Origin of the sequence: Limnohabitans sp. DM1 (genome assembly GCF_001269385.1) — a bacterium.
GTDB lineage: Bacteria > Pseudomonadota > Gammaproteobacteria > Burkholderiales > Burkholderiaceae_C > Limnohabitans_A.
Genome location: NZ_CXOO01000010.1, coordinates 230,927 through 253,039, shown reverse-complemented (window position 1 = coordinate 253,039; position 22,113 = coordinate 230,927). Strand labels below are relative to the sequence as shown.

Here is a 22,113-nt window from a genome sequence, read left to right as displayed (position 1 = left end):
TCGAGCCATGAAAATTCTCGTTCCCGTCAAACGGGTGGTGGACTACAACGTCAAGGTCCGTGTCAAGTCCGATGGTTCCGGCGTGGACATCGCCAACGTCAAGATGAGCATGAACCCCTTTGACGAAATTGCGGTCGAAGAAGCTGTGCGCCTGAAAGAAAAAGGTCTGGCAACCGAAGTGATCGCGGTGTCTTGCGGCGTGGCCCAGTGCCAGGAAACCCTGCGCACGGCCATGGCCATTGGTGCCGATCGCGGCATCTTGGTTGAGACCCCCGCTGATTTGGACTTGCAGCCCCTGGCTGTGGCCAAGCTGCTCAAGGCCTTGGTGGACAAAGAGCAACCCGGTCTGATCATCCTGGGCAAACAAGCGATTGACGACGACTGCAACCAGACTGGCCAGATGCTGGCGGCGCTGGCCGATCTGCCCCAAGCCACCTTTGCCTCCAAGGTCGAGATCGTGGATGGCAAGGCCCAAGTGACCCGCGAGATTGACGGAGGCCTGGAAGTGCTCAGCATCAGCCTGCCTGCGGTAGTGACCACCGACCTGCGCCTGAATGAACCACGCTACGTGACCTTGCCCAACATCATGAAGGCCAAGAAAAAGCAGCTCGACACCTTCAAGCCTGAAGACTTGGGCGTCGATGTGGCCCCCCGCATCAAGACCCTCAAAGTGGCCGAGCCTGCCAAGCGCAGCGCTGGCATCAAGGTGCCCGATGTCGCCACGCTGGTGGATAAATTGAAAAACGTGGCCAAGGTCATCTGACCATCCAAGGAAATCTCATGACTTCTCTCGTTATTGCCGAACACGACAACGCCTCCATCAAAGGCGCCACCCTGAACACCGTGACCGCTGCCGCGGCTTGCGGTGGTGATGTGCATGTGCTGGTGGCGGGCCACAACGCCGCCGCTGCTGCGCAAGCCGCCGCCCAAATCGCAGGTGTGACCAAAGTGATCCACGCCGACAGTGAAGCCTTGGCTCATGGTTTGGCGGAAAACGTCGCCGCCCAGGTGCTGGCGATTGCTGCCAACTACAGCCACATCCTCTTCCCCGCCACTGCTGCAGGCAAAAACGTGGCGCCTCGCGTGGCCGCCAAGCTGGACGTGGGCCAAATCAGCGATGTCACGCAAGTCATCTCTGCCGACACTTTTGAGCGTCCTATCTACGCGGGTAACGCCATGGCCACGGTGCAAAGCCTGGATGCCACCAAAGTCATCACCGTGCGCACCACCGGCTTTGACGCCGCAGCCGCTACAGGTGGCAGCGCCGCGGTGGAAAGCGCATCAGCCCAAGCCGACAGCGGCAAGAGCAGCTTCACGCGCAGCGAGATCTCCAAGAACGACCGACCCGAGTTGACCGCTGCCAAGATCATCGTCTCCGGCGGCCGCGCTTTGGGCAGCTCGGAGAAGTTCAACGAAGTGATGACGCCGCTGGCCGATAAGCTGGGCGCCGCCATTGGTGCCAGCCGCGCTGCAGTCGATGCTGGTTACGCCGCCAACGACCTGCAGGTGGGGCAGACCGGCAAAATCGTCGCACCTCAGTTGTATGTGGCTTGTGGCATTTCGGGTGCGATCCAGCACTTGGCGGGCATGAAGGATTCCAAGGTGATCGTGGCGATCAACAAGGATCCAGAAGCGCCTATCTTCAGCGTGGCCGACTTTGGCCTCGAAGCCGACTTGTTTGCGGCTGTGCCTGAACTCGTACAGCAGGTCTAAACCACTACGAAAGCGGTCATTGGCTACATAACAGCCTTTCGCAGACCCTCATCCCTCGCAAGCCTGCTGGTTCAATTCAGACAAACCACATCACGCCCACCGCGCCGCCCGCCACCATGACCCCGAATCCAATTCCTACGGTCAGGCCGTAGCGAATCCCGCCGCTGGCCATCGCCAAGGCAGTTTTGGCCACTGCGCTGGAGGCCAGAACGGCCACCAGTGCCCAGTGCGCCCATTCAGGCGCCATGCCGCCTGACTGAATCAGCTGCGCAATGCTGGCGGCGGCAGCATGCACTTCCACCCAAGCGACGCACAAGGCAGCCACCAATACGCCCACATCGCCAAAAACGTTTTGCAGCCAAGCGGCGAGCAAGGACATCAAGGCAATGATGCTGGCCATGCCCACGGCATGGGTGAGCTTGAAGGCACGCCCTGTTGGGGTCTTGGCACCATCCCCTTCGATGCGACGCAAGGCGAGCAACACTACCAGTAGCAAGCCCAGGCCTGCCAAGACCAGTGGCCAGCGCATGGCCACCAGCAGGGGCGGTGAGGCAGCCCCCAGCACCCCGGCAAACAGCGCCAACGACGCCAGATTGGCCAGCAGGGCACAAGCTGCTGCGGGCATTGCATCGCTTTGCCCTGACCGCACGCGCTGCCCCGTGCTGACGACCACAGCGGTGGAGGACACAAAACCCGAAAAAAATGCCGCCAGTGGCATACCCCAAGGACCCCCCAGCGCACGTTGTGCGACGTGGCCCAGCATGCCGACCGCCATGACCAACACCACGATGCGCCACAGCGTGGTGGGTTGCAGCACACCCCAGGGGTCCATCGCTTGGTCTGACAGCAGCGGCATCACGACCAGTGCTGCGGCAGCCAGGATGAGGGCGTCTTGCAACTCTTGATCCGTGATCAGAACACGGCTGATGTGCTGCGAAGCTTGTTTGGCATGCAGCAATGCGGCAGCCAGCACGCCCAAAGCGGCAGACAAGCTCGGATTTTGCTGCGCAAGCGCCGACAACATCAGTGTCACCAGCAATGCCACCTCGCCCGTCTGGCCAGGATCGCTTCGGGCGGTGGCCTGATAACCTCCGATCACCAGCGCACCGATCACCAAGACCGTGGCCACAAAAGGCCAGGTGCCCAAACTCCAACTCACATAGCCGAGCATTGCTACCAGCGCGTGTGTCCGCGTACCAGCCTTGGTGACATGGGGCTCGTGCCGGCGCTCGCGCACCACACCGATCAGCAAGCCCGCCCCCAGGGCGGTCAGCAAGCCGATCCAATGTGCAGGGGTGTTCATGACAAAAGAAACATCATTCGCATCTGACCATGATGCTCAGCGCCTAACAGTGATCCAGATCACTTTCTGATTGAACAAGGCCTTGGATCATGTGCCTGTGCCCTGTTAAAGCTGGTTGCAATGGGGCTCGGGTGCAAAAAACTCAGGGTTCACACATGCCAAAGCCGAGGGTAAGTGCCCGGCAATCCCCACATCTCACGCCGCCAAACAGCCCACACCTGCCTGAGCAATTGCATGGCGGGTTCGGTCACCGGTGCCAGCACCCGCATCACGATGACCTGTTGGTGCGGCGATGTGGCCCCTGCCGTGAGGCGCAGTTCCGACGCTTCGAGCAGTTCGCGGGCGCAGGCCAGCGCGTGTTCAGACCGTTCAGCCGCAATGGCGCTGATCTTGCCTCGCACCAGCAAGACACGCGGGATTTGTAGGTGTTCTAAGAAGGTGACTTGCGCCAAGGGGAAGTCATCCTGAACGGCCAGGGGCTGACTCGCAGCCATCGCTGCCAACTTGCCCGACTCCAGCCTCCAAGCAGACCCAGATGCGGAGTCTTCGGATGATTAAAACCTATGCCATACTTTGGAAATATTTGGTTGTATTTCTTGTACTTTTATGTGTGGCGTCGAAGTCTTGAACACAAATCATGCCCCCTGTCGCCCACCGTCTAGCAAAAACCATGAACCCATCCGTCCTGCGCCCGCGTGAGCGCGATGCATTGATCCAATCCCTTCGCGCCGGTGTCACGCCGCTGCTGGGCGCCAAACACATACAAGTGGGCCGGGACGCCGAAGTGGCCGCGATGGAAACCAGCCTGGACCGCATAGCCAGCGGGGGCAGCGTTTTCAAACTGGTGGTGGGTGAATACGGTGCTGGCAAAACCTTTTTCATGAACGTGGTGCGCGGCAGCGCCATGGAACGCCAACTCGTGGTGGCCCACGCCGACCTCAACCCCAGCCGCCGCCTGCACGCCACTGGCGGCGAAGCGCGCAGCTTGTATGCCGAGTTGATGAAAAACCTGACCACCCGCGTCAAGCCAGACGGCGGCGCGTTGTCTACTGTGGTCGAAAAGTTCATCACCACCGCCGTGGCGCAAGCCCGGCAAACCGGGGCCAAGCCCGAAGCCGTCATTCACGAAAAGCTGGCACTGCTGAGTGAGCTGGTCATGGGCTACGACTTTGCCACCGTCATTGCCGCGTATTGGCGTGCTTATGAAACAGGCAACGACACACTGAAAGACAGCGCCATACGTTGGCTGCGCGGCGAATTCACCGCCAAGACCGATGCCCGCAAAGCCCTGGGCGTGCGCGAAATCATTGACGATGCCGCCGTTTACGACCAGCTCAAGCTCATGGCCACGTTTAGCCGGCTGGCGGGCTACCAGGGCTTGCTGGTGTGCATTGACGAGCTGGTCAACCTGTACAAACTCGCCAACAGCCAGGCCCGCAACAACAACTACGAACAAATACTGCGCATCCTCAACGACTTGGAGCAGGGCACCGCCCAAGGGCTGGGCGTGCTGCTGGGTGGCACACCCGAGCTACTGCTGGACCCACGGCGGGGCCTGTACAGCTACCCAGCGCTGCAATCGCGCCTGGCCGACAACCCCTTTGCGCGAGGCGACTGGGTGGACATGACCGGTCCCGTGTTGCGCCTGGGCGCGCTTGGGCGCGAACACTTCATGGCGCTGCTGCACAAAGTGCAGGCGGTTTACCAGCACGGGCAACCCGACCACACCCACCTGCCCCCAGAAGCCATCCCTGCCTTCATGCAGCACTGCGAACAACGTATTGGCGAAGCCACCTTTCGCACCCCGCGTACCACCATCACGGCATTCATTGGCTTGCTGGCGGTGCTGGAACAAAACCCTGGGGCGGCGTGGCAGGAGTTATTGCAGCAAACGCAAGTTGATATAGCGAAAGCCCCAGAGGGCACAAATTACGGTGACGAATTGTCGGGTTTGATTATCTAAATACCATTCAGGTACGTTGAAATGACAGAGATTGATGTTGAAATAATTGGGCGCGGCACGGTTGTACAAACACCTGCGCGGGTTGGCCCAGCAATTCAGCTACGTGCAATACCAAGCAGTGGTGCTTCTTTTATCAGGTGGGAAGGAGTAGGACTCTCATCTCTTGGTGCATTCAGCGTATGCAATGTCAATCCGCAACATTTAACCAAGGTTGTGGCAGTTTTCTCGTCGTACTTACTCACCGTATCAACCCGAGGCAAAGGCCAGATCAAGCGCAGTGATCTTTCCAATGTATACGAGGCCGGTAGCACTGTTACGCTGACCGCGTTACCCGAAGAGGGGCACGAGTTTCTGCAGTGGCACGGTGCATCTGGTTCAGGTTCTGTATGCAACGTTGTGATGAATTCAAACCGTGAGGTTCAGGCTGAATTTCGGCCGCTGCCTACATTTGACCTGAACGTGACATACGCAGGCACAGGCAGTGGCTTGGTGCTTCCTAACAAGCAGGTGCTTTGGCGGGGCAGCGAGGTGGAGTTGACCGCTCAATCGGACGAGGGGTGCGTGTTTGACGGTTGGGGCGGCGACCTGGCTGAAGGGCTGGACGCCACCCGCAAAATCACGGTGAACTCGCACTTGGCTGTGACCGCCACATTCAACCGGGTACAAGTTCCTGAAACCGATATTGCGGTGGTGTTTGACGGCACCACGTGTGGTGATACCCAAAACGGCCAAGTAACCGTTTTTCTGTTCACCGTCAGCAACCGCAGCGACCAGCAAATTCAGCTTGATATTCCGCTGGCCAGTGTTGTGACGCTAAAGGGCGAAGAGATAGAGCAAGCCACCTGGGTGAAGGGAATGATTGATGGCGAAAAAGGCGCAACGCTGCGGGCGGGCACCTTCCGCAAAATGGGTTTGGCTTTTGACCGGCGTCAGTTGGCAAAAATTGCGCTGGGCGAGCACTTGCACATAACGATGTTGCAGAGTAAGCCTGCACAGCGGCTGACCTTCACGTTTCGGTGCACGGATGCATACAAACAAGTGCTCACGCTGGTAAAGGCTGGCCTTGAGCCTTTGGCCGCAGCACAAGAAAACAGCCCCGACAGCGGCGCTATTGCCGCTCAGGCCGAGCTGACCGCACGCATGCAACTGCTTGAAAAGAGTTTGCAAGAAGCCCTGGGCCGACTGAATGCGCCCCCCACCGCAGCACCACAGCCAGCCGCTGCGTCAACACAAACCTTGCCCGAGGTGCTGGCTTGGCTGTGCACCCAAAACAGCGTCCCTCTGGCTGTGTTGCGGCAAAAGCTTCTGCCGCTGGGCTTGATGCCCAGCGCTTTAATGGACGACGTCAACGAACGCGCATTTGACGTAGCGGGCGAACCCGCGCTGGACGAAGCCAACGGCACCGTTACCGTGCAGCGCGGCGTGTTGTTGCAAGTTTTGGCGGTGATGTGAGCCATGCCCGCCTTCATGCAGACCTACGAACATCGCATGGGCGTTGCCACCTTTCGCACCCCGTACACCACCATCACGGCATTCATTGGCTTGCTGGCGGTGCTAGAACAAAACCCTGCGGCGGCGTGGCAGGCGCTATTGCAGCAAACGCAAGTTGATATGGCGAAAGCCCCAGAGACCACCCATTCCGGCGACGAATTGTCGGATTTGATTATTTGAACTGAAACGATTTAAATTGCTGCGGGATGTGCGCCGATTACACCATCGAAAATTAAATCCCACCGCTTCTGCAATTATCGAATTCAAAACTTTAATATTGAAAAAAGTTCTTTAAATAGGATAAAAATGTCAGACTCCATTTCAAATTTAACCTCCGAGGCAGAATGTTTATATTCTGAAGCTGCAAACTATAGCTTTGCATGGGGAAGATATCCGAAAAATGAGAGAGAGGCAATGCGTCTCTTGAAGAAATCAGCTAGTCTGAACTCTATCGATGCATATCTTCTTATGGGTGATATATATGAAAATGGCGGTCCATTTGTCGATAGCGAATTTTCTGGAAATTATAAAAAGGCTATTGATTGTTATATTCGTGCTGGGAGTTTGGGTAGTGTTTGGGCGTATTACGCGTTGGCTTATATTTATGCAGGCGAATTGCAGGATGAAATGAATGCAAGAAAATGCTTTATTCTTTGTGCGGAAAAAATTATAGAAAAAGAAAATGGCATCAGTGCGTGGTTGGATAGTGATAAGTTAGACACCCTAGCTTTTTTCAGTTACCCAGTCGGTGCCATTTGTGTTGTGCGGAAAACGTGATGAGTATAATTTGGCCTTATTTCATAATTTATTTGTGAAATTTTCTTTGGTAATTTTCGATAAAGTTTTGAAGAAATATGAGGAAATTATTTCGGAGCATAAAGATAAGATGTCTGTATCTCGTTACAACGAATGGACATCTGAATTTCGATGTTATGAGGAATATGTCAAAGAGCATCTGCCGGCAGAGGAAAACGAAGCTACACCTGAGGTGTCCGATTGGCCCACACAAACCTTGCCCGAAGTGCTGGCTTGGCTGTGTACCCAAAACAGCGTCCCTCTGACTGTGTTACGGCAAAAGCTGCTCCCGCTGGGCTTGATGCCCAGCGCTTTGATAGACGACGTGAACGAACGAGCATTTGACATGGCAGGAGAACCTGCGCTGGATGAAGCCTCCGGCACCGTCACCGTGCAGCGTGGGGTGTTGCTGCAAGTGCTGGCGGTGTTGTAATAATTTTTAAATGCACGCTTGAAAATTATTGGATTGAAATTATGAATAAATTTTATGACATATTAGTGGCTGCTACTGAAAATATTTCAAGGCAGTATTTTTCAACAAAAATTATTGTGGATGATTACATAAAATCGGTTTATCGTGAGAGAATTTACTGTTATGAGTTGTATCACCAAATCAGATTGAAGTTGAAATGTGATTTAACTATGGGGTTTTATGGTGAATATGATAAAAGTGGCAGCAGTTTATATGAGCGTAGTGCGTTGAATCGCATAAAACCAGATTTTTTGATACATTCGCCTGGGAATGTTGAGGAAAATTTGCTTGCTATGGAGGTTAAATCTTCAGATGCTAAAAGGCGTGACATTAAAAGTGATATTAATAAACTAATTAAACTCAAGGAAAGTCATAATTTTAAATTTTGTATATACCTTATTTATGGTGATAATGCGCTTGAAAAAGGTGGGGCTGCGGCAGAATTTGTTGGTGATAAATTTAAATCGGAGATAAAAATATTTATTCACAGAAAAGCCGGGGAGAGGGCCTTTGCATTGGATGATCATCACACGTCAATTTAAATAAATAGTCGCTATGTTTGAACGTTTGGCCCCACCCTTGCAGCAGGCTTTATGGCGCCTGGGCTGGAAGGGTCTGCGCGACAACCAACTGGCGGCCATGCCGCTGATTCTGGATACGCAGGCAGATGTGATCGTGTCGGCTGCCACGGCGTCGGGCAAAACAGAGGCGGCTTTCTTGCCTTTGCTCACGCGCTTGTGGGGTGGTGCGGGTGTGGTGTTGTATGTGGCCCCCGTCAAAGCGCTGATCAACGACCAAGTGGAGCGGTTGCAGGTGTTTTGCGAGGGCATGGACATTCCCGTTTACCCCTGGCACGGGGATGTGGGGCAAACCAGCCGCAAGCGGTTTTTTGCCAACCCGCGAGGTGTGGTGCTGATCACGCCCGAGTCGCTAGAGGCGCTCATGTTTCGCCGGGGCGGTGAGGTGCGTGGCCTGTTTGGAGCAATCGAAGCCGTGGTGGTTGACGAACTGCATGCCTTCATTGGCAATGTGCGGGGGCGGCAGCTGCAAAGCCTGTTGCACCGGCTTGAATGCCAACTGGCGCGGCGCGTGCGGCGCATTGGCTTGTCGGCCACGCTGGGTGATATGGGTTTGGCGGCAGACTTTTTGCGCCCAGGGCAAGGCCAAGCGGTGCAGGTGGTGACTTCTGCGGGCGAAAAGCGGCACTTGCAACTGGCACTGAAGGCGGTTTGCCCGCCTGCCACCCTGACCGAAACCGACCAAGACCCCCATTGGCTGATTGCCGACGAGTTGTTTGAGCGCCTTCGCGGTGCCAACCACTTGGTGTTTCCGGCTGGGGTGGGGCTGGTGGAGTTTTACGCCGACGCGCTGCGCAAGCGGTGCGAAGCGGCGGGGTTGCCGGTCACGTTTTTTCCACACCACGGGCGTTTGGCCAAAAGTGAACGAGAAGAAACCGAAGCCGAACTCAAGCGCGGCCCCCTGCCCGTGAGCGCCATTTGCACCACCACGCTGGAAATGGGCATAGACATTGGTACCATCAAAGGCGTGGTGCAAATTGGCCCGCCACAAACGGTGGCCAGCCTGTGCCAGCGCATCGGACGGGCTGGGCGGCGCGAAGGCGAAGCTGCTGTGCTGTGGCAATACTGCATTGCCAAAGCGCATGGCCCTGGCATGGATTGCGCCGAGAGCTTGCAAGCCGATCTGGTGCAGGCGGTGGCGGTGATTCAGCTCTTTTTGGCCAAGTGGTATGAGCCGCCCCGAGTAGGTGAGCTGGATTACTCAACCCTGGTGCAACAGGTGCTGAGTCTGGTGGGCGAATGCCATGGCATCACGGCGGTGATGGCTTATGAGCGTTTGTGCCAAACCGGCCCATTCCGGGGCGTGACACAGGGCGATTTCATTGCTCTGCTGCGGGCCATGGCAGCCAAAAAACTGCTGATGCAAGACGCCAATCGGCTGTTGCTTCACGGCGAGTTGGGCGAACGGTTGGTGAACCACTACACGTTTTATGCGGCGTTCCCTGATTCGCAGGAATACCGGCTGCGTCAGGGTGGCAAAGAACTGGGCACCTTGCCATTGCCCGCATCAAACCAAAGCGGTGACGTGATCACGTTTGCCGGACGACGCTGGGCAATTGATCGCATTGACCACGAAAAGCGCTTGGTGGATTTGCAGCCGTCCAGCATGGGTAGGCTGCCGCGAACCGGTGGGCAAGGCCTACCGGTTCACATCAGGGTGAGGGCAGAAATGAAAGCGGTGCTGGCCAGTCAGCACATGCCGGTTTGGCTGGATGCCAACGCACGCTTGCTGCTGCAAGATGCGCGCAAGCAATATCTGAATTTGCAATTGGATCGTGAATTTTGTGTGGTGGAAGGCGACACGGTTTACCTTTTTGTGTGGCAGGGCGACGCGGTTCAAAACTCATTGGTCGCACTGCTGAAACACCAAGGGCTGCAAGCGCGCAATGATGGCATTTGCATCACCGTGAAACACGCTAGCGTGGACATGGTGACATCGGCCATTGCGCAAATTGCAGCCCAACCTTGCCCCACAGCAGCACAATTATTCACGCGGAAAGATGTGCCAAATACCGAAAAATGGGACTGGGTGCTGCCTGATGAGCTGTTTTTGGCTGGATATACAAGCCGAGCGCTTGAATTGGATGCAGCCCATGCGCTAAGCATCCACCTGCACGAAAGCTCTGCGCACTGACTGCCTGCGTTTAGTTGGGCGTTCTTTGCTTGTGGTCGTCTGCACGCTCACGCCGGGCGTGGATGTTGAGAATTCTTTTTTGCCACTGCTTCCAGCGCTTTCATATCTTCCGCATCGGCAGCCAGAACCTCGGCCTGTCGGCGCTGGGTGTCAAAACTGTCGTAGCGATCATGGGCGATCTGTTTGGCGCGTTCGTTGCTGAGTTTGCCGCTGCCTTGCAAGATGGGCTTGTCGTTGAAGGCCAACAGCCGGTCCACGTTCTGACGCCAGTAGTCCAAGGTGAGTGGTTGGCGGTCTTTGGTGCGCAGCTCTGCTTGTTCCAGAAAGATGACGACCAGCCGGTTGAGGGTGTCCACTTCATCGGCGTTCAGATAGTTCTTGGCCACGATCACGTCGGCCTTGCGCACTCGGCTGCCTTCCCATGAGGTCAGGCCCATGTTGGGGGCGCTGGCGTCAGCCCGGTCGCGGATGATTTCGGCTGCGGTGTGTTGCGTGACGGCGTAAAGCAGTTTGTTTTGTACTTCGGCAAAGAAGAGTTGGGCGGTTTGTTCGTTGGCTTGGTAGTCGCTGCTGAGGGCAAACAGGTCACGCACTTTTTGGTAAAAGCGCTTTTCTGATGCACGGATCTCGCGGATGCGCGCCAGCAGTTCATCAAAATAGTCCCAGCCGCCGGGGTTTTTCAGGCGTTCGTCGTCCATGACGAAACCTTTGACCAGGTATTCGGTCAGGTGGGCGGTGGCCCATTGGCGGAATTGGGTGCCTTGCACCGAGCGCACGCGGTAGCCCACGGCCAGCACCATGTCCAGTCGGTAGAGTTTGGTGGGGTAACGTTTGCCGTCGGCGGCAGGTATTAAGTCTTGCTTAATAACTGCCTCGGCGGCCAACTCACCCTCTTGCACGATCTTGCGCAAGTGAATGTTGATATTGGCCACTGTCACGCCATATAGCTCGGCCAGCTGCAGCTGGCTCAGCCACAGAATCCCGTCCAAGGCGCGAAACTGCACACGTGCCTTGCCATCGTCGCTTCGATAGATGATCAGCTCACTCATACACCCCCCCTGTTTTCTTTCCGCCTCAATTGGGCCAAACGGCATTGTGCAGCCTACAGGTTCCACAAGCGTGGCACAGCCCCCGGCAAGCCCCACATCTCACGCCGCCAAGCAGCCCATACTTTTCGGAGCAACTGCATGGCGGGTTCGGTCACTGGTGCCAGCACCCGCACCACGATGACTTGTTTGTGCGGTGAGGTGGCCCCTGCCATGAGGCGCAGTTCCGACGCTTCGAGCAGTTCGCGGGCACAGCCCAAAGCCCGTTCGATGCGCTCATCCGCCATGGCGCTGCCCGCCGCAAACACCAGCGTGGCCATGCAGCGTTGCCCGGCCAGCCCCAGCGGGCTGTTCATCAAGCGGGTGTCGGTGGCGTTGATCGTGCCGCGCTCCAGCCACACACCGGGAATCTCCAAATGTTGGCGAAAGGTGCCCTGTGCAAAAGGCATGTCCGCCGCAGGCAGGCCAAATGCGGTGATGTCCCAAGCCATCATTTCTGCGTCGGGGGCCAGGTCAAACACAGCGCGGTTGAGCGCATCGCATTGGCTGTATGCGATGGCTTCCAAAGGCAGCCATTCCAGACGTGCGCCAGATTCAACCCGTGCATGCACCTGTTGTGTGGCCAGCCCCGTTTCAGACCTGTAAAAGCGCGTGGCCCCGGGCGTGGTGACCAGGCCATGCGCCCCAGATCCTACGGTGACGCGCATGTCCAGTGTGTCGCCACCCACCAAGCCGCTGGGCGGGTGCACCAGCACGTTGTGGCAGACGGCATCGCCCTCGGGGTAGAGGCTTTGCAAGATGCGCAGCGGGCCTTGGTGCAGGTAGCGGGTCACGCTGCGATTGGCTTCGAGCGTGTAGTCCAAATCCAGTCGGGCCAACCAAGTCATCTGATGCACTCCCTTGGATGAGCCGACTGCGTCACGCGCAAAACAGCATGCGCCTTATTCGCCTTGCGAGCCGCGGTGTGCCCAGCCGGTGGTGCGCTTTTCGATGTAACTGAACAGCTCATACATGATCATGGCCATCGCGCCGACCACGACCAAGCCAGAAAACGCCAAGCCCATTTGCATGGCTGAACCGGCCGAAATCAGCAGGTAGCCAATGCCTTCGTTCGAGGCCGTCATCTCGGACACCGTGGTGCCCACAAAGGCCAAGGTGATGGCCACTTTGAGTGAGCCATAAAAGTAAGGCATGGAGCGGGGCAGGCCCACTTTGACCAGCACGTCCCAGCGCTTGGCACCCAGCACGCGCAGCACGTCTTCGAGCTCAGGCTCCAGCGTGGCCAAGCCGGTGGCGATGTTCACCATGATGGGGAAGAAGCTGATGAGGAAGGCCGTCAAGATGGCGGGGCCGATGCCGATGCCGAACCACACCACCAAGATGGGCACAAAGGCCGCTTTGGGCAGCGCGTTGAAGGCGGTCATGAGCGGGTACACGGCGGCATAGGCCAAGCGTGAGCTGCCAATGATGAAGCCCAGCAGCACGCCCACCACGATGGCGATGCCAAAGCCCACCATGGTCACCCAGTAGGTGCGCCAGGCGTGGCCCGCGATCACGTCGCGGTATTCGATGGTTTGCTGTGCGATGCGCGAGGGGCTGGGGAAGATGAATTCCGACACGTTGAAGGCGCGGCACAGGCCTTCCCAAATCAGGATGCTGAGCGCCAGCAAGATCCAGGGCGACCAGCTTTCGAGCGATTTTTTGTTCATGAGAGGCTCCCGCTTATTGGTTGATGGCCGCACCGGTTTTGCGCATGGCCCCGATGTGGCCGCGCAGCTCGTGCACGATGTTGGTGAATTCCGGGGTGTAGGTGATCTCCAGATCACGCGGGCGCGGCAGGTCGATTTCTTTTTTCACCACAAAGCGGCCGGGGCTCTTGCTCATCACGTACACCGTGTCGGCCAAAAACACCGATTCGCGCAGGTCGTGTGTGACCAAAATCACGTTGAACTTTTGCTCGGTCCACAGGTCGCGCAAGATGCACCAGAGTTCTTCGCGGGTGAAAGCGTCGAGCGCGCCAAAAGGCTCGTCGAGCAGCAGCATCTTGGGCTCATGGATCAAGGCGCGGCAGATGCTGGCGCGTTGCTGCATACCACCCGACAGTTGCCACGGGAACTTGTCTTCGTAGCCGCCCAGGCCCACAGTGTTCAGCAGTTTGCGGGCGCGCTCTGCGTACTCTTCTCTTTTTTGCTTGAAGTTGGATCGGTAAGGCTCCACGATTTCGAGGGGCAGCAACACGTTGTCCAACGTGGTGCGCCAAGGCAACAAGGACGAGGCCTGAAACGCCATGCCGCTGATCTTGAGCGGACCAGTCACCGGCTGGCCATCGACCAGAATGCGGCCTTTGCTGGGCATTTTCAGGCCCGTGGTCAGCTTCATGAAGGTCGACTTGCCGCAGCCCGAGGGCCCGACGATGGCGATGAACTCGCCTTGCTTGACCTGCAGGTTGATGTCTTCGACAGCGAAGTGGTTTTGTGCCAGCAACTCGTCGTTGTAGGCCAGCCAGACATTCTGGAAATCAACGAATGATTCTTGGGTCATGGTGAGAGCTCGAAAATGGTGTTCGAAAGTGTATACACGCTACGCCCTGTAAAAGCCCACCGACCCGAGCAGGGTGGCGGTGGGCCCTGAGCGCCGGGGCGGCATGCCCCGAAGCTGGCACTGGTTTACTTCTTGCCTTTGGGCAGGATGTCCAGCTCTTTGGCAGTGGGCAGGAAAGAGCCGTTCCAGATCTCTTCGGACTTGACGCGGGTCTTGGTGTTGAAGGCGTCCGACACTTGCGAAGCCATCAGCGTCATGCGCGGGGCGTTGATTTGGCCAAAGCCTTCGGCGCGGGCCGATGGGCTGTTGATCACGGTGTCGATGGCCAATTGCAGGCGGCGGGTTTCGAGCGCCACGTTGATGATGCCGTCGCGTGCCTTGACCGATTCAATGGCTTTGGCCGGATCGGCCATCACGTCTTTGGCGCCCTTGGTGAAGGCAGCCAGGAACGCTTTCACGGCGGCGGGGTTTTCCTTCAGGATCTTGGGCGAGGCGATGATGGCGTTGCCATAGAGCTTGACGCCAAAATCGGGGTACTGCATGACCACCACGTCTTCGGCCTTCACGCCACGCGCTTCGATGTTGAGCAGCGAGGTGAAGGTGAAGCCAGTGATGGCGTCCACGTCACCGCGCACCAGCATGGTTTCGCGCAATGGTGGGTCCATGGCGGTCCAGGCCACGTTGCCAATGCTGTTGGCTTTTTGGAAGATGGGGAATGCTCGGCGACCGGCGTCAAACACGGGAGCGCCGAGTTTTTTGCCAGCCAAGTCGGCGGGGGTCTTGATGCCGGACTTCTTCAAAGCCATCACCGAAGCGGGGGTGTTGTTGTAGACCATCATGATGGCCACAGGCTTGTTGGGGGCGTCGGGGTTGTTGGCGTGGAATTCCATCAGGGCGGCCAGGTCGGCAAAACCCAGGTCATAAGTGCCCGAAGCGACACGGGTCACCGCCCCACCCGAACCGTTGCCCGAATCCACCGTCACGTCCAGCTTGGCGTCCTTGAAATAACCTTTGGCCGCAGGCAACAAGAAGAAAGCAGAAGGGCCTTCAAAGCGCCAGTCCATCTGGAACTTGATGGGGGTGCTTTGGGCTTGTGCCAGACCAAAAGAGGCGGCTGCTGCCAGTGCGGCCGTGGCCTTGAGTAAGAAACGCTTGTTCATGAGGGGCTCCTGGGTCTGATAAACGGTGACTCTTGTCTAGCAAAATCGGTGCCATTATCCGGCATGTACCTGACGGTGTATGTCAGGTCCATCCCCTATAAACCCCCCTGTTTTGGTGCCCATCTCGGTCGAAATAGGCACCAAATTGGGGCTTTGCGGGGTTGAGCCCGCTCAGCTGCGCGCACCGGCTGCGGCCAGTGCGGTCATGTTGAGCACCCGGCGCACGGTGGCTGCGGGCGTCAGGATGTGCGCCGTGCCGGCCGCGCCCATGAGGATGGGACCCACGGTCACGCCACCGCTGGTGGTGGTTTTCATCACGTTGTACAAGATGTTGGCCGCGTCCAGGTTGGGGCAGACCAACAAATTGGCCGAGCCGCTCAGGGTGCTGTCTTCCAGATACACGTTGCGGATTTCAGGCTGCAAGGCGGCATCGCCGTGCAACTCGCCATCGCACTCGATGTCGGGGTGTTGCGCCACGAACAGGTCTCGTGCCAAGCGCATCTTGCGGGCCGATGCGCGCTTGGACGAGCCGTAGCTCGAATGCGACAGAAAGGCCACCTTGGGCACGATGCCAAAGCGCTGGATTTCCTTGACCGCCATGGCCGCGATTTCCGACAGTTGCTCGGCACTCGGGTCTTCGTTGACATAGGTGTCGGTGATGAACAGTGGCCCCAAGTCACTCACGAGCGCATTCACGGCGGCGTAGTTGGTCACGCCTGTGCGTTTGCCCAAAATGCTGTCGATGCGCTCCAGGTGGGTCATGTAGTTGCCCGTCAGGCCGCAAATCAGGGCGTCGGCATCGCCCAAGGACACCATGAGCGAGCCGATGATGGTGTTGGAGCGGCGCACCGCCGCCTTGGCCACCGCGGGTGTGGCGCCGTTGCGCTTCATCAAGTGGTGGTAATGCTCCCAGTACTGGCGAAAGCGCTCATCGTCTTCCGGGTTGACGTTGTCCACATCCACCCCCAAGCGCATGCGCAGCCCGGCTTTTTCGATGCGGGCAGCGATCACGGCGGGGCGGCCGATCAGGATCGGGTGCGCCAGTTTGTCGTCGATGGCCATTTGGGCGGCACGCAGCGCGCGCTCGTCCTCGCCATCGGCATAGGCCACGCGCTTGGCATTTTGGGGCACCGCCTTGGCGGCGTTGAAGATGGGGCGCATCAACAAACCGGTTTGCGAGACAAAGCTTTGCAGCTGCTGGCGGTAGGCGTCCATGTCGGTGATGGGGCGCGTGGCCACACCCGAGTCAAAGGCGGCTTGCGCCACGGCAGGCGCGATGCGCAAAATCAAGCGCGAGTCAAAAGGCGTGGGGATCAGGTAATCTCGCCCAAAAGACAGCTCTTTGCCCGCGTAGGCGCTGGCCACTTCTTCGCTGATGTCGGCCTTGGCCAGGTCGGCGATCTGGCGCACGCAAGCCAGCTTCATGGCTTCGGTGATTTTGGTCGCGCCGCAGTCCAGTGCGCCCCGGAAGATGTAGGGGAAACACAGCACGTTGTTGACCTGGTTCGGGTAGTCCGAACGGCCGGTGGCGATGATGCAATCGGGGCGGGCGGCTTTGGCCAGCTCGGGGCGGATTTCGGGTTCGGGGTTGGCCAGCGCCAGGATCACCGGGTCACGCGCCATGGTTTTGATCATGTCCACCGTCATCACGCCGGGTGCCGAGCAGCCCAAGAACACGTCCGCGCCGTTGACCGCGTCGGCCAGCGTGCGGGCGTCGGTTTTTTGGGCGTAGCGGGCTTTGGATTCGTCGTAGCCACCGGGGCGGCCTTCGTAGATCACGCCCTTGGAGTCGCACACAAAAATGTTCTCGACCTTCACACCCAAGCCCACCATCACATCCAGGCAGGCGATGGACGCAGCGCCTGCGCCCGATACGGCCAGCTTGATGCTGCCGATGTCCTTGTTCACCAGCTCCAGGCCGTTGAGCATGGCGGCCGAGGCAATGATGGCGGTGCCGTGCTGGTCGTCGTGGAAGACCGGGATGTTCATGCGCTCGCGCAGCTTCTTCTCGATGTAAAAGCACTCTGGGGCTTTGATGTCTTCGAGGTTGATGCCGCCCAAGGTCGGCTCCATGGCGGCGATGATGTCCACCAGCTTGTCCGGGTCGCGCTCGGCCAGCTCGATGTCGAACACGTCAATACCCGCGAATTTCTTGAACAGGCAGCCTTTGCCTTCCATGACGGGTTTGGCCGCCAGCGGGCCGATGTCGCCCAGGCCCAGCACAGCCGTGCCGTTGGTGATCACCGCCACCAGGTTGCCGCGCGAGGTGAAGTCAAATGCTTTGGACGGGTCGGCCTCGATGTCCAAGCAGGGGTAAGCCACACCGGGCGAATAAGCCAGCGACAAATCGCGCTGGTTGGACAGGGGCTTGGTCGGGTTGACCGAGACCTTGCCGCGTGTGGGAAAGCGGTGGTAATCGCGGGCCGCTTCACGCAGTGCTTCTTCGGCGGGGGACAGTGGTTTTTGGCTCATGAAAAGTGTCTCTTTGGCTGAGTAGGGGAATTAATTAGAAAGCGTAACCCATTTGGCGGGCCCAATACCCTGCGGATTACCTGCATAAAAAGCAAAAAAGCCAAGCGCTGGGCTTGGCTTTTGGGTGACGAAAGCATGTCACACCCGGCTTGACCGGGTATCCATGTCTTCAGGTGATTGCCTTCAGTGCGAATCGGCTTGTTTGGCCGCTTCGACGGCATCGCTGCTGTCGCCGTTGGAGCCATTGAAGTACAGGTTCAAGAGCACGGCGCTGATGGAGGCCAGCAAAATACCCGACTCGATCAGCGGGTGGATGCTGTGTGGCATCCACTGCAGGTAGCGCGGCGCGATCAGCGGGATCATGCCAAAGCCGATCGAAATCGCCACGATGAACAGGTTGTTGCGGTTGCCCTTGTAGTCCACGTTGGCCAGGATGCGGATGCCGGTGGCCGCCACCATGCCGAACATCACCAAGCCCGCACCACCCAGCACAAAGGTGGGCAGCGACTCGACCAGGGCGGCCATTTTGGGCAGCAGACCCAGCACGATCAGGATCACGCCGCCTGCCACGCAGACGAAGCGGCTTTTCACGCCGGTCACGCCGACCAAGCCCACGTTTTGCGAGAAGCTGGTGTAGGGGAAGGTGTTGAAGATGCCGCCAATCAGGGTGCCCAAGCCATCGGTGCGCAGACCGGCTGTGAGCATTTTTTGATCCACTTTTTTGCCCGTCAGATCGCCCAAGGCGAGGAACATGCCGGTCGACTCGATCATCACCACGATCATCACCAAGGTCATGGTCAGGATCAGGATCGGATCAAAGACGGGTGTGGCGATTTCGAAAGGCAGCACCAAGTCAAACCAGCCAGCTTTGCCGACTTTGTCAAACGTCATGAGGCCAGCGGCCGTAGCCACCACGCCACCGATCACGATGCCCAGCAGCACCGAAATGTTGGCCACAAAGCCACGGGCGTACTTGGCAATCAGCAAGATGGACACCAACACAATGGCGGCAATGCCGATGTGCGACAGCTGCGCGTACTTGGGGTTGGGCACCGAGCCGACGATGTTCATGCCGGCAGGCACCGGGGGCACTGCACCCGTGCTGGCCGCTTGTTTGGCCGCATCGAGCCAGGCCAGGTGTTCCGGGTTAGGGATGCTGGGCGCTGTGGGGCCGAAGGGGTTGCCAAAAATCCAGTTGATGCCCACGCGCATCAAGCTGATGCCGATGACGGCAATGATGGTGCCGGTGACGACAGGCGGGAAAAACCGCAGCATGCGACTCACGATGGGCGCAATCAAGATCGATATCACCCCCGCGCCAATGATGGCGCCAAAGATCAGCCCCGCGCCTTGCACGCCCGGGTTGTTGTTGGCCATGGCCACCATCGGGGCCACAGACGCAAACGTCACGCCCATCATCACGGGCAGCTTGATGCCAAACCACTGTGTGGCACCCAGCGATTGGATCAGCGTGACCAAACCGCAGCAAAACAGGTCGGCCGAGATCAGCATCGCCACTTGTTCAGGGCTGAGCTTGAGGGCGCGGCCCACGATCAGGGGCACGGCCACCGCGCCGGCATACATCACCAGCACATGTTGCAGGCCCAAAGCGGCGAGCTTGCCCGAGGGCAGTTTTTCGTCCACGGGGTGGATAGTTGAACTCATGGAGGGTACTCCTTGCTTGTAAACGGTGAGGGGAAAACCCAAAGCGGCTAAAGGTGTGCTGCTTTGTGTGCCAAACTGTATACAAAATTGGAGTTGTCAGGGATGGGTGAAAACCCTGCAAGGCATGGGGCATAAAAAAAGCCACTGCACAACATGCAGTGGCTTGATGAATGGGGCAAAGTCGGATGCAAACCGCTGCGCTCTGTGGCGCATAGAGGGGCAGAAAGGGGAAATTCAGGACGCGGCTTGCAGTTCAACTTTTCGGCCAGCCATCAGCGCGGTGAAAAAGCCATTGAACCACTGCATGTTGATGGGTTTGGCCATGAAGATGGTGCCTTCAGGCAGCCCACCGCGAGCTGCAATTTCTTCCTGCGACAGTGCTGAAATGACCAAGCAAGTCATTCGGTTGAACTGGGAGGTTTGGCGCAATGTGCGCAGAAGTTCAAATCCGTCAACTCCGGGCATGTTCAGGTCCGCAATCATCACGTCGGGCTGAATGCTGGCGATGTCGATCAATGCTTCGAGTCCGGAGGACATGGCCGTGCAGTCCACAGGCATTTCGCAGCGATTGCAAAAGTCGCGCAGCATGTCGCGGGTGACCGCATCGTCTTCCACCAGCAAGACTTTGAGACGCCCTTCGCGGTTGTCGAGCGGGGACATCAGCATGTTGTGCTTGCGCTGGTACTCGCGGATGGACGGCATGGAGATACGGCGATGCCCACCTTGGGTTTTCCAGGCCTGCAACTCGTTTTTTTCGACGAGCGTCTGGATCGTACCCACCGACAGTCCAAGCAATTTGGCTGCGTAGGTGGTACCGCAATAATCTTCGAGGGTGTCGGGGGTGTGTTGTGTTTGCATGAGCATATTTTAGTGATAAAAATGTTAATGGGCTATAAAAATAACACTAAGGGACAAAAAAATAAACAATTGGAAACAGTTTCTTAATCCTTTATTCAATCATTTCTGATCGTCCCGCCTGCGACAAAGCAGATGGCTTGCGGTTGACCCAAGACGATTAACATGCAAGCCACATTATTCAGTTCAGGAGACATCAGATGCCCGTCCACGACGCTGTATGGCCCGCCCGTTTGCCGACACGAATCACGCCGCCTGCCACATCGCTGTGGATGAATCTGGCCATCAGTGCATTGCGTTATCCTGACAAAGCAGCTTTGGTGTTCATGGGGCGGGTCTGGACATTCCATGAACTGATGCAGGCGTCAGAGTGCATGGCGGCGCACTTGTCTGAATTAGGGGTGCAGCCGGGGGACCGTGTGGTGCTCAACATGCAAAATTGCCCGCAGCTGGTCATCACCCATTTCGCCATCTTGAGGCTGGATGCGGTGGTGGTGCCCGTGAACCCCATGAACAAGGCCGAAGAGCTCAAGCACTACATCACCGACCCGGACACCCGCGTGGCAGTGACCACCGCCGATCTGGCCCCGGATATGGCCCAAGCCAGTGAAGCTTTGCCTGCCGAGCAGCGCCTGCAGCATTTGGTGGTCACACAATTCACGGACGTGTTCGATCCCGAACAAGTGAGCCCGGAGGATTTGCCACAGTCTTGGCGCAGTTGGTTGCTGACCCAGCACGCGCTCCCTCATTTGTCTACCGGTCAGGTGCATGCCTGGGGCCATTGGATGGTGACTGAGCCGACAAGATCCTTGCCTGAGGTCAAGGCCACGACAAACGATATGGCAGTGTTGCCTTACACCAGCGGCACCACCGGTCTGCCCAAAGGCTGCATGCATACCCATGGCACCATCATGCACAACGCCATGGCCAGTGGTCTTTGGGGTAATGGCACGCCAGAAAACGTGACTTTGTGTGTTGTTCCCATGTTCCACATCACCGGCATGGTCAGCTTGATGCACACCAATATATTGCTGGGTTCGTGCTTGGTGATCATGCCGCGCTGGGACCGCGATGTGGCGGGCTATCTGATTTCCAAGTGGAAAGTCACGCACTGGACCAATATACCGACCATGGTGATCGACCTGTTGGGCAGCCCGCATATGGACAAGTACGACCTCTCCAGCCTGGTCTACATTGGCGGTGGTGGGGCTGCCATGCCCGAAGCAGTGGCTCAGCGCTTGCTCGATCAGTTTGGTCTGCGCTATGCCGAAGGCTATGGTCTGACAGAAACTGCTGCGCCTTCGCACAGCAACCCGCCTGATCATCCCAAAAAGCAGTGTTTGGGCATCCCTTTCATGAGCGTGGATTCCCGCATCGTGAACCCCGAGACTTTGGAGGAGCTGCCTGTTGGAGAGTCCGGGGAAATCGTGAGCAGCGGCCCCCAGGTGTTCAAGGGCTACTGGAAGCGGCCTGACGCCACGGCTGACGCGTTTTTCGAGCGTGACGGCAAAACCTTCTTCCGCACCGGTGACATGGGCCGGGTCGATGAGGAAGGTTACTTCTTCATGACCGACCGCTTGAAGCGCATGATCAACGCCAGCGGTTTCAAGGTCTGGCCAGCCGAGGTCGAGGCCTTGATGTTCCGCCACCCTGCCATTCAAGAGGCCTGCATCATCGCCACTCGCGACGCCTACCGGGGCGAGTCGGTCAAAGCGGTGGTGGTTTTGCGGCAAGACCAAAAAGGCCAAGTGTCTGAGCGGGACATCATCGACTGGTGCCGTGAGAACATGGCCGTTTACAAAATGCCCCGCGCCGTGAGTTTTGTCGACGCCTTGCCCAAGAGCGGCAGCGGCAAAGTCATGTGGCGGGCACTGCAAGAGGCCGAAATGGCCGCCTTGGGCGCACCTGCGAAGGCTTGAGCCCGT

The 22,113-nt window shown here is 57.9% G+C and carries 20 protein-coding genes; 10 read left to right on the top strand and 10 right to left on the bottom strand.

Annotation, left to right across the window (positions count from 1 at the left end; all coding sequences use genetic code 11):
- The first annotated feature begins 7 nt into the window (after positions 1-7).
- A complete protein-coding gene (locus AMM33_RS02405) occupies positions 8-763 on the top strand; it encodes an electron transfer flavoprotein subunit beta/FixA family protein (RefSeq protein WP_090138408.1) in 756 nt (251 codons plus the stop codon).
- A 17-nt stretch (positions 764-780) separates the two neighbouring features.
- Positions 781-1,713, top strand: coding sequence for an electron transfer flavoprotein subunit alpha/FixB family protein (locus tag AMM33_RS02400; protein WP_090138406.1), 933 nt, complete (start codon positions 781-783; stop codon positions 1,711-1,713).
- Between the two features lie 76 nt (positions 1,714-1,789).
- Here the strand turns inward: AMM33_RS02400 and AMM33_RS02395 are convergent, their stop codons facing one another.
- Complete coding sequence (locus AMM33_RS02395; RefSeq protein WP_090138404.1) at positions 1,790-3,016, bottom strand: MgtC/SapB family protein; 1,227 nt, start codon at positions 3,014-3,016, stop codon at positions 1,790-1,792.
- A gap of 149 nt (positions 3,017-3,165) precedes the next feature.
- Positions 3,166-3,510, bottom strand: a complete 345-nt coding sequence (locus AMM33_RS02390) for a hypothetical protein (RefSeq protein ID WP_228767904.1) — start codon at positions 3,508-3,510, stop codon at positions 3,166-3,168.
- 176 nt (positions 3,511-3,686) lie between these two features.
- Here AMM33_RS02390 and AMM33_RS02385 point away from each other — a divergent pair, with 176 nt between their 5' ends.
- The 7 genes from AMM33_RS02385 to AMM33_RS02360 all read left to right on the top strand — a co-directional run bounded on the left by AMM33_RS02385 (position 3,687) and on the right by AMM33_RS02360 (position 10,449).
- Positions 3,687-4,979 carry an ATP-binding protein gene (locus tag AMM33_RS02385; RefSeq protein ID WP_090138757.1) on the top strand — a complete coding sequence of 431 codons (1,293 nt, stop codon included), beginning with the start codon at positions 3,687-3,689 and terminating at the stop codon, positions 4,977-4,979.
- 21 nt (positions 4,980-5,000) lie between these two features.
- On the top strand, positions 5,001-6,431 hold the full coding sequence (locus AMM33_RS02380) for an InlB B-repeat-containing protein (protein WP_090138402.1): 1,431 nt from the start codon (positions 5,001-5,003) through the stop codon (positions 6,429-6,431).
- Between the two features lie 15 nt (positions 6,432-6,446).
- The gene (locus AMM33_RS02375; RefSeq protein WP_228767903.1) at positions 6,447-6,650 is read left to right on the top strand and encodes a BREX system ATP-binding domain-containing protein; all 204 of its coding nucleotides are present in this window, start codon (positions 6,447-6,449) and stop codon (positions 6,648-6,650) included.
- 126 nt (positions 6,651-6,776) lie between these two features.
- Positions 6,777-7,247, top strand: coding sequence for an SEL1-like repeat protein (locus tag AMM33_RS21705; protein ID WP_194945185.1), 471 nt, complete (start codon positions 6,777-6,779; stop codon positions 7,245-7,247).
- A gap of 34 nt (positions 7,248-7,281) precedes the next feature.
- On the top strand, positions 7,282-7,698 hold the full coding sequence (locus AMM33_RS02370; protein WP_194945184.1) for a tellurite resistance TerB C-terminal domain-containing protein: 417 nt from the start codon (positions 7,282-7,284) through the stop codon (positions 7,696-7,698).
- A 41-nt stretch (positions 7,699-7,739) separates the two neighbouring features.
- Entirely contained in the window at positions 7,740-8,279 is a 540-nt protein-coding gene (locus AMM33_RS02365) for a hypothetical protein (protein WP_090138396.1), read from the top strand.
- Between the two features lie 13 nt (positions 8,280-8,292).
- Positions 8,293-10,449 (top strand): DEAD/DEAH box helicase, encoded by a 2,157-nt coding sequence (locus AMM33_RS02360; protein WP_090138395.1) that lies wholly within the window; start codon positions 8,293-8,295, stop codon positions 10,447-10,449.
- 47 nt (positions 10,450-10,496) lie between these two features.
- On the opposite strand, the gene AMM33_RS02355 is transcribed toward AMM33_RS02360, so the two are convergent.
- From AMM33_RS02355 to AMM33_RS02320, 8 genes are all read right to left on the bottom strand, one after another.
- On the bottom strand, positions 10,497-11,498 hold the full coding sequence (locus AMM33_RS02355) for a virulence RhuM family protein (protein WP_090138393.1): 1,002 nt from the start codon (positions 11,496-11,498) through the stop codon (positions 10,497-10,499).
- A 53-nt stretch (positions 11,499-11,551) separates the two neighbouring features.
- On the bottom strand, positions 11,552-12,382 hold the full coding sequence (locus tag AMM33_RS02350; RefSeq protein WP_090138755.1) for an urease accessory protein UreD: 831 nt from the start codon (positions 12,380-12,382) through the stop codon (positions 11,552-11,554).
- Positions 12,383-12,436: 54 nt separating this feature from the next.
- Entirely contained in the window at positions 12,437-13,204 is a 768-nt protein-coding gene (locus tag AMM33_RS02345; RefSeq protein WP_090138391.1) for an ABC transporter permease, read from the bottom strand.
- A 13-nt stretch (positions 13,205-13,217) separates the two neighbouring features.
- Positions 13,218-14,036 carry an ABC transporter ATP-binding protein gene (locus tag AMM33_RS02340; protein ID WP_090138389.1) on the bottom strand — a complete coding sequence of 273 codons (819 nt, stop codon included), beginning with the start codon at positions 14,034-14,036 and terminating at the stop codon, positions 13,218-13,220.
- 125 nt (positions 14,037-14,161) lie between these two features.
- On the bottom strand, positions 14,162-15,196 hold the full coding sequence (locus AMM33_RS02335) for an ABC transporter substrate-binding protein (protein WP_090138387.1): 1,035 nt from the start codon (positions 15,194-15,196) through the stop codon (positions 14,162-14,164).
- Between the two features lie 171 nt (positions 15,197-15,367).
- Positions 15,368-17,668: an NADP-dependent malic enzyme gene (locus AMM33_RS02330; RefSeq protein WP_090138385.1), complete on the bottom strand. Its 2,301-nt coding sequence runs from the start codon at positions 17,666-17,668 to the stop codon at positions 15,368-15,370.
- A 183-nt stretch (positions 17,669-17,851) separates the two neighbouring features.
- Positions 17,852-19,333: a nucleobase:cation symporter-2 family protein gene (locus tag AMM33_RS02325; protein ID WP_090138383.1), complete on the bottom strand. Its 1,482-nt coding sequence runs from the start codon at positions 19,331-19,333 to the stop codon at positions 17,852-17,854.
- Between the two features lie 234 nt (positions 19,334-19,567).
- On the bottom strand, positions 19,568-20,191 hold the full coding sequence (locus AMM33_RS02320; RefSeq protein ID WP_090138754.1) for a response regulator: 624 nt from the start codon (positions 20,189-20,191) through the stop codon (positions 19,568-19,570).
- Between the two features lie 197 nt (positions 20,192-20,388).
- On the opposite strand from AMM33_RS02320, the gene AMM33_RS02315 reads away from it, so the two are divergent.
- Positions 20,389-22,107, top strand: coding sequence for a long-chain fatty acid--CoA ligase (locus tag AMM33_RS02315; protein WP_090138381.1), 1,719 nt, complete (start codon positions 20,389-20,391; stop codon positions 22,105-22,107).
- Positions 22,108-22,113: the final 6 nt, after the last annotated feature.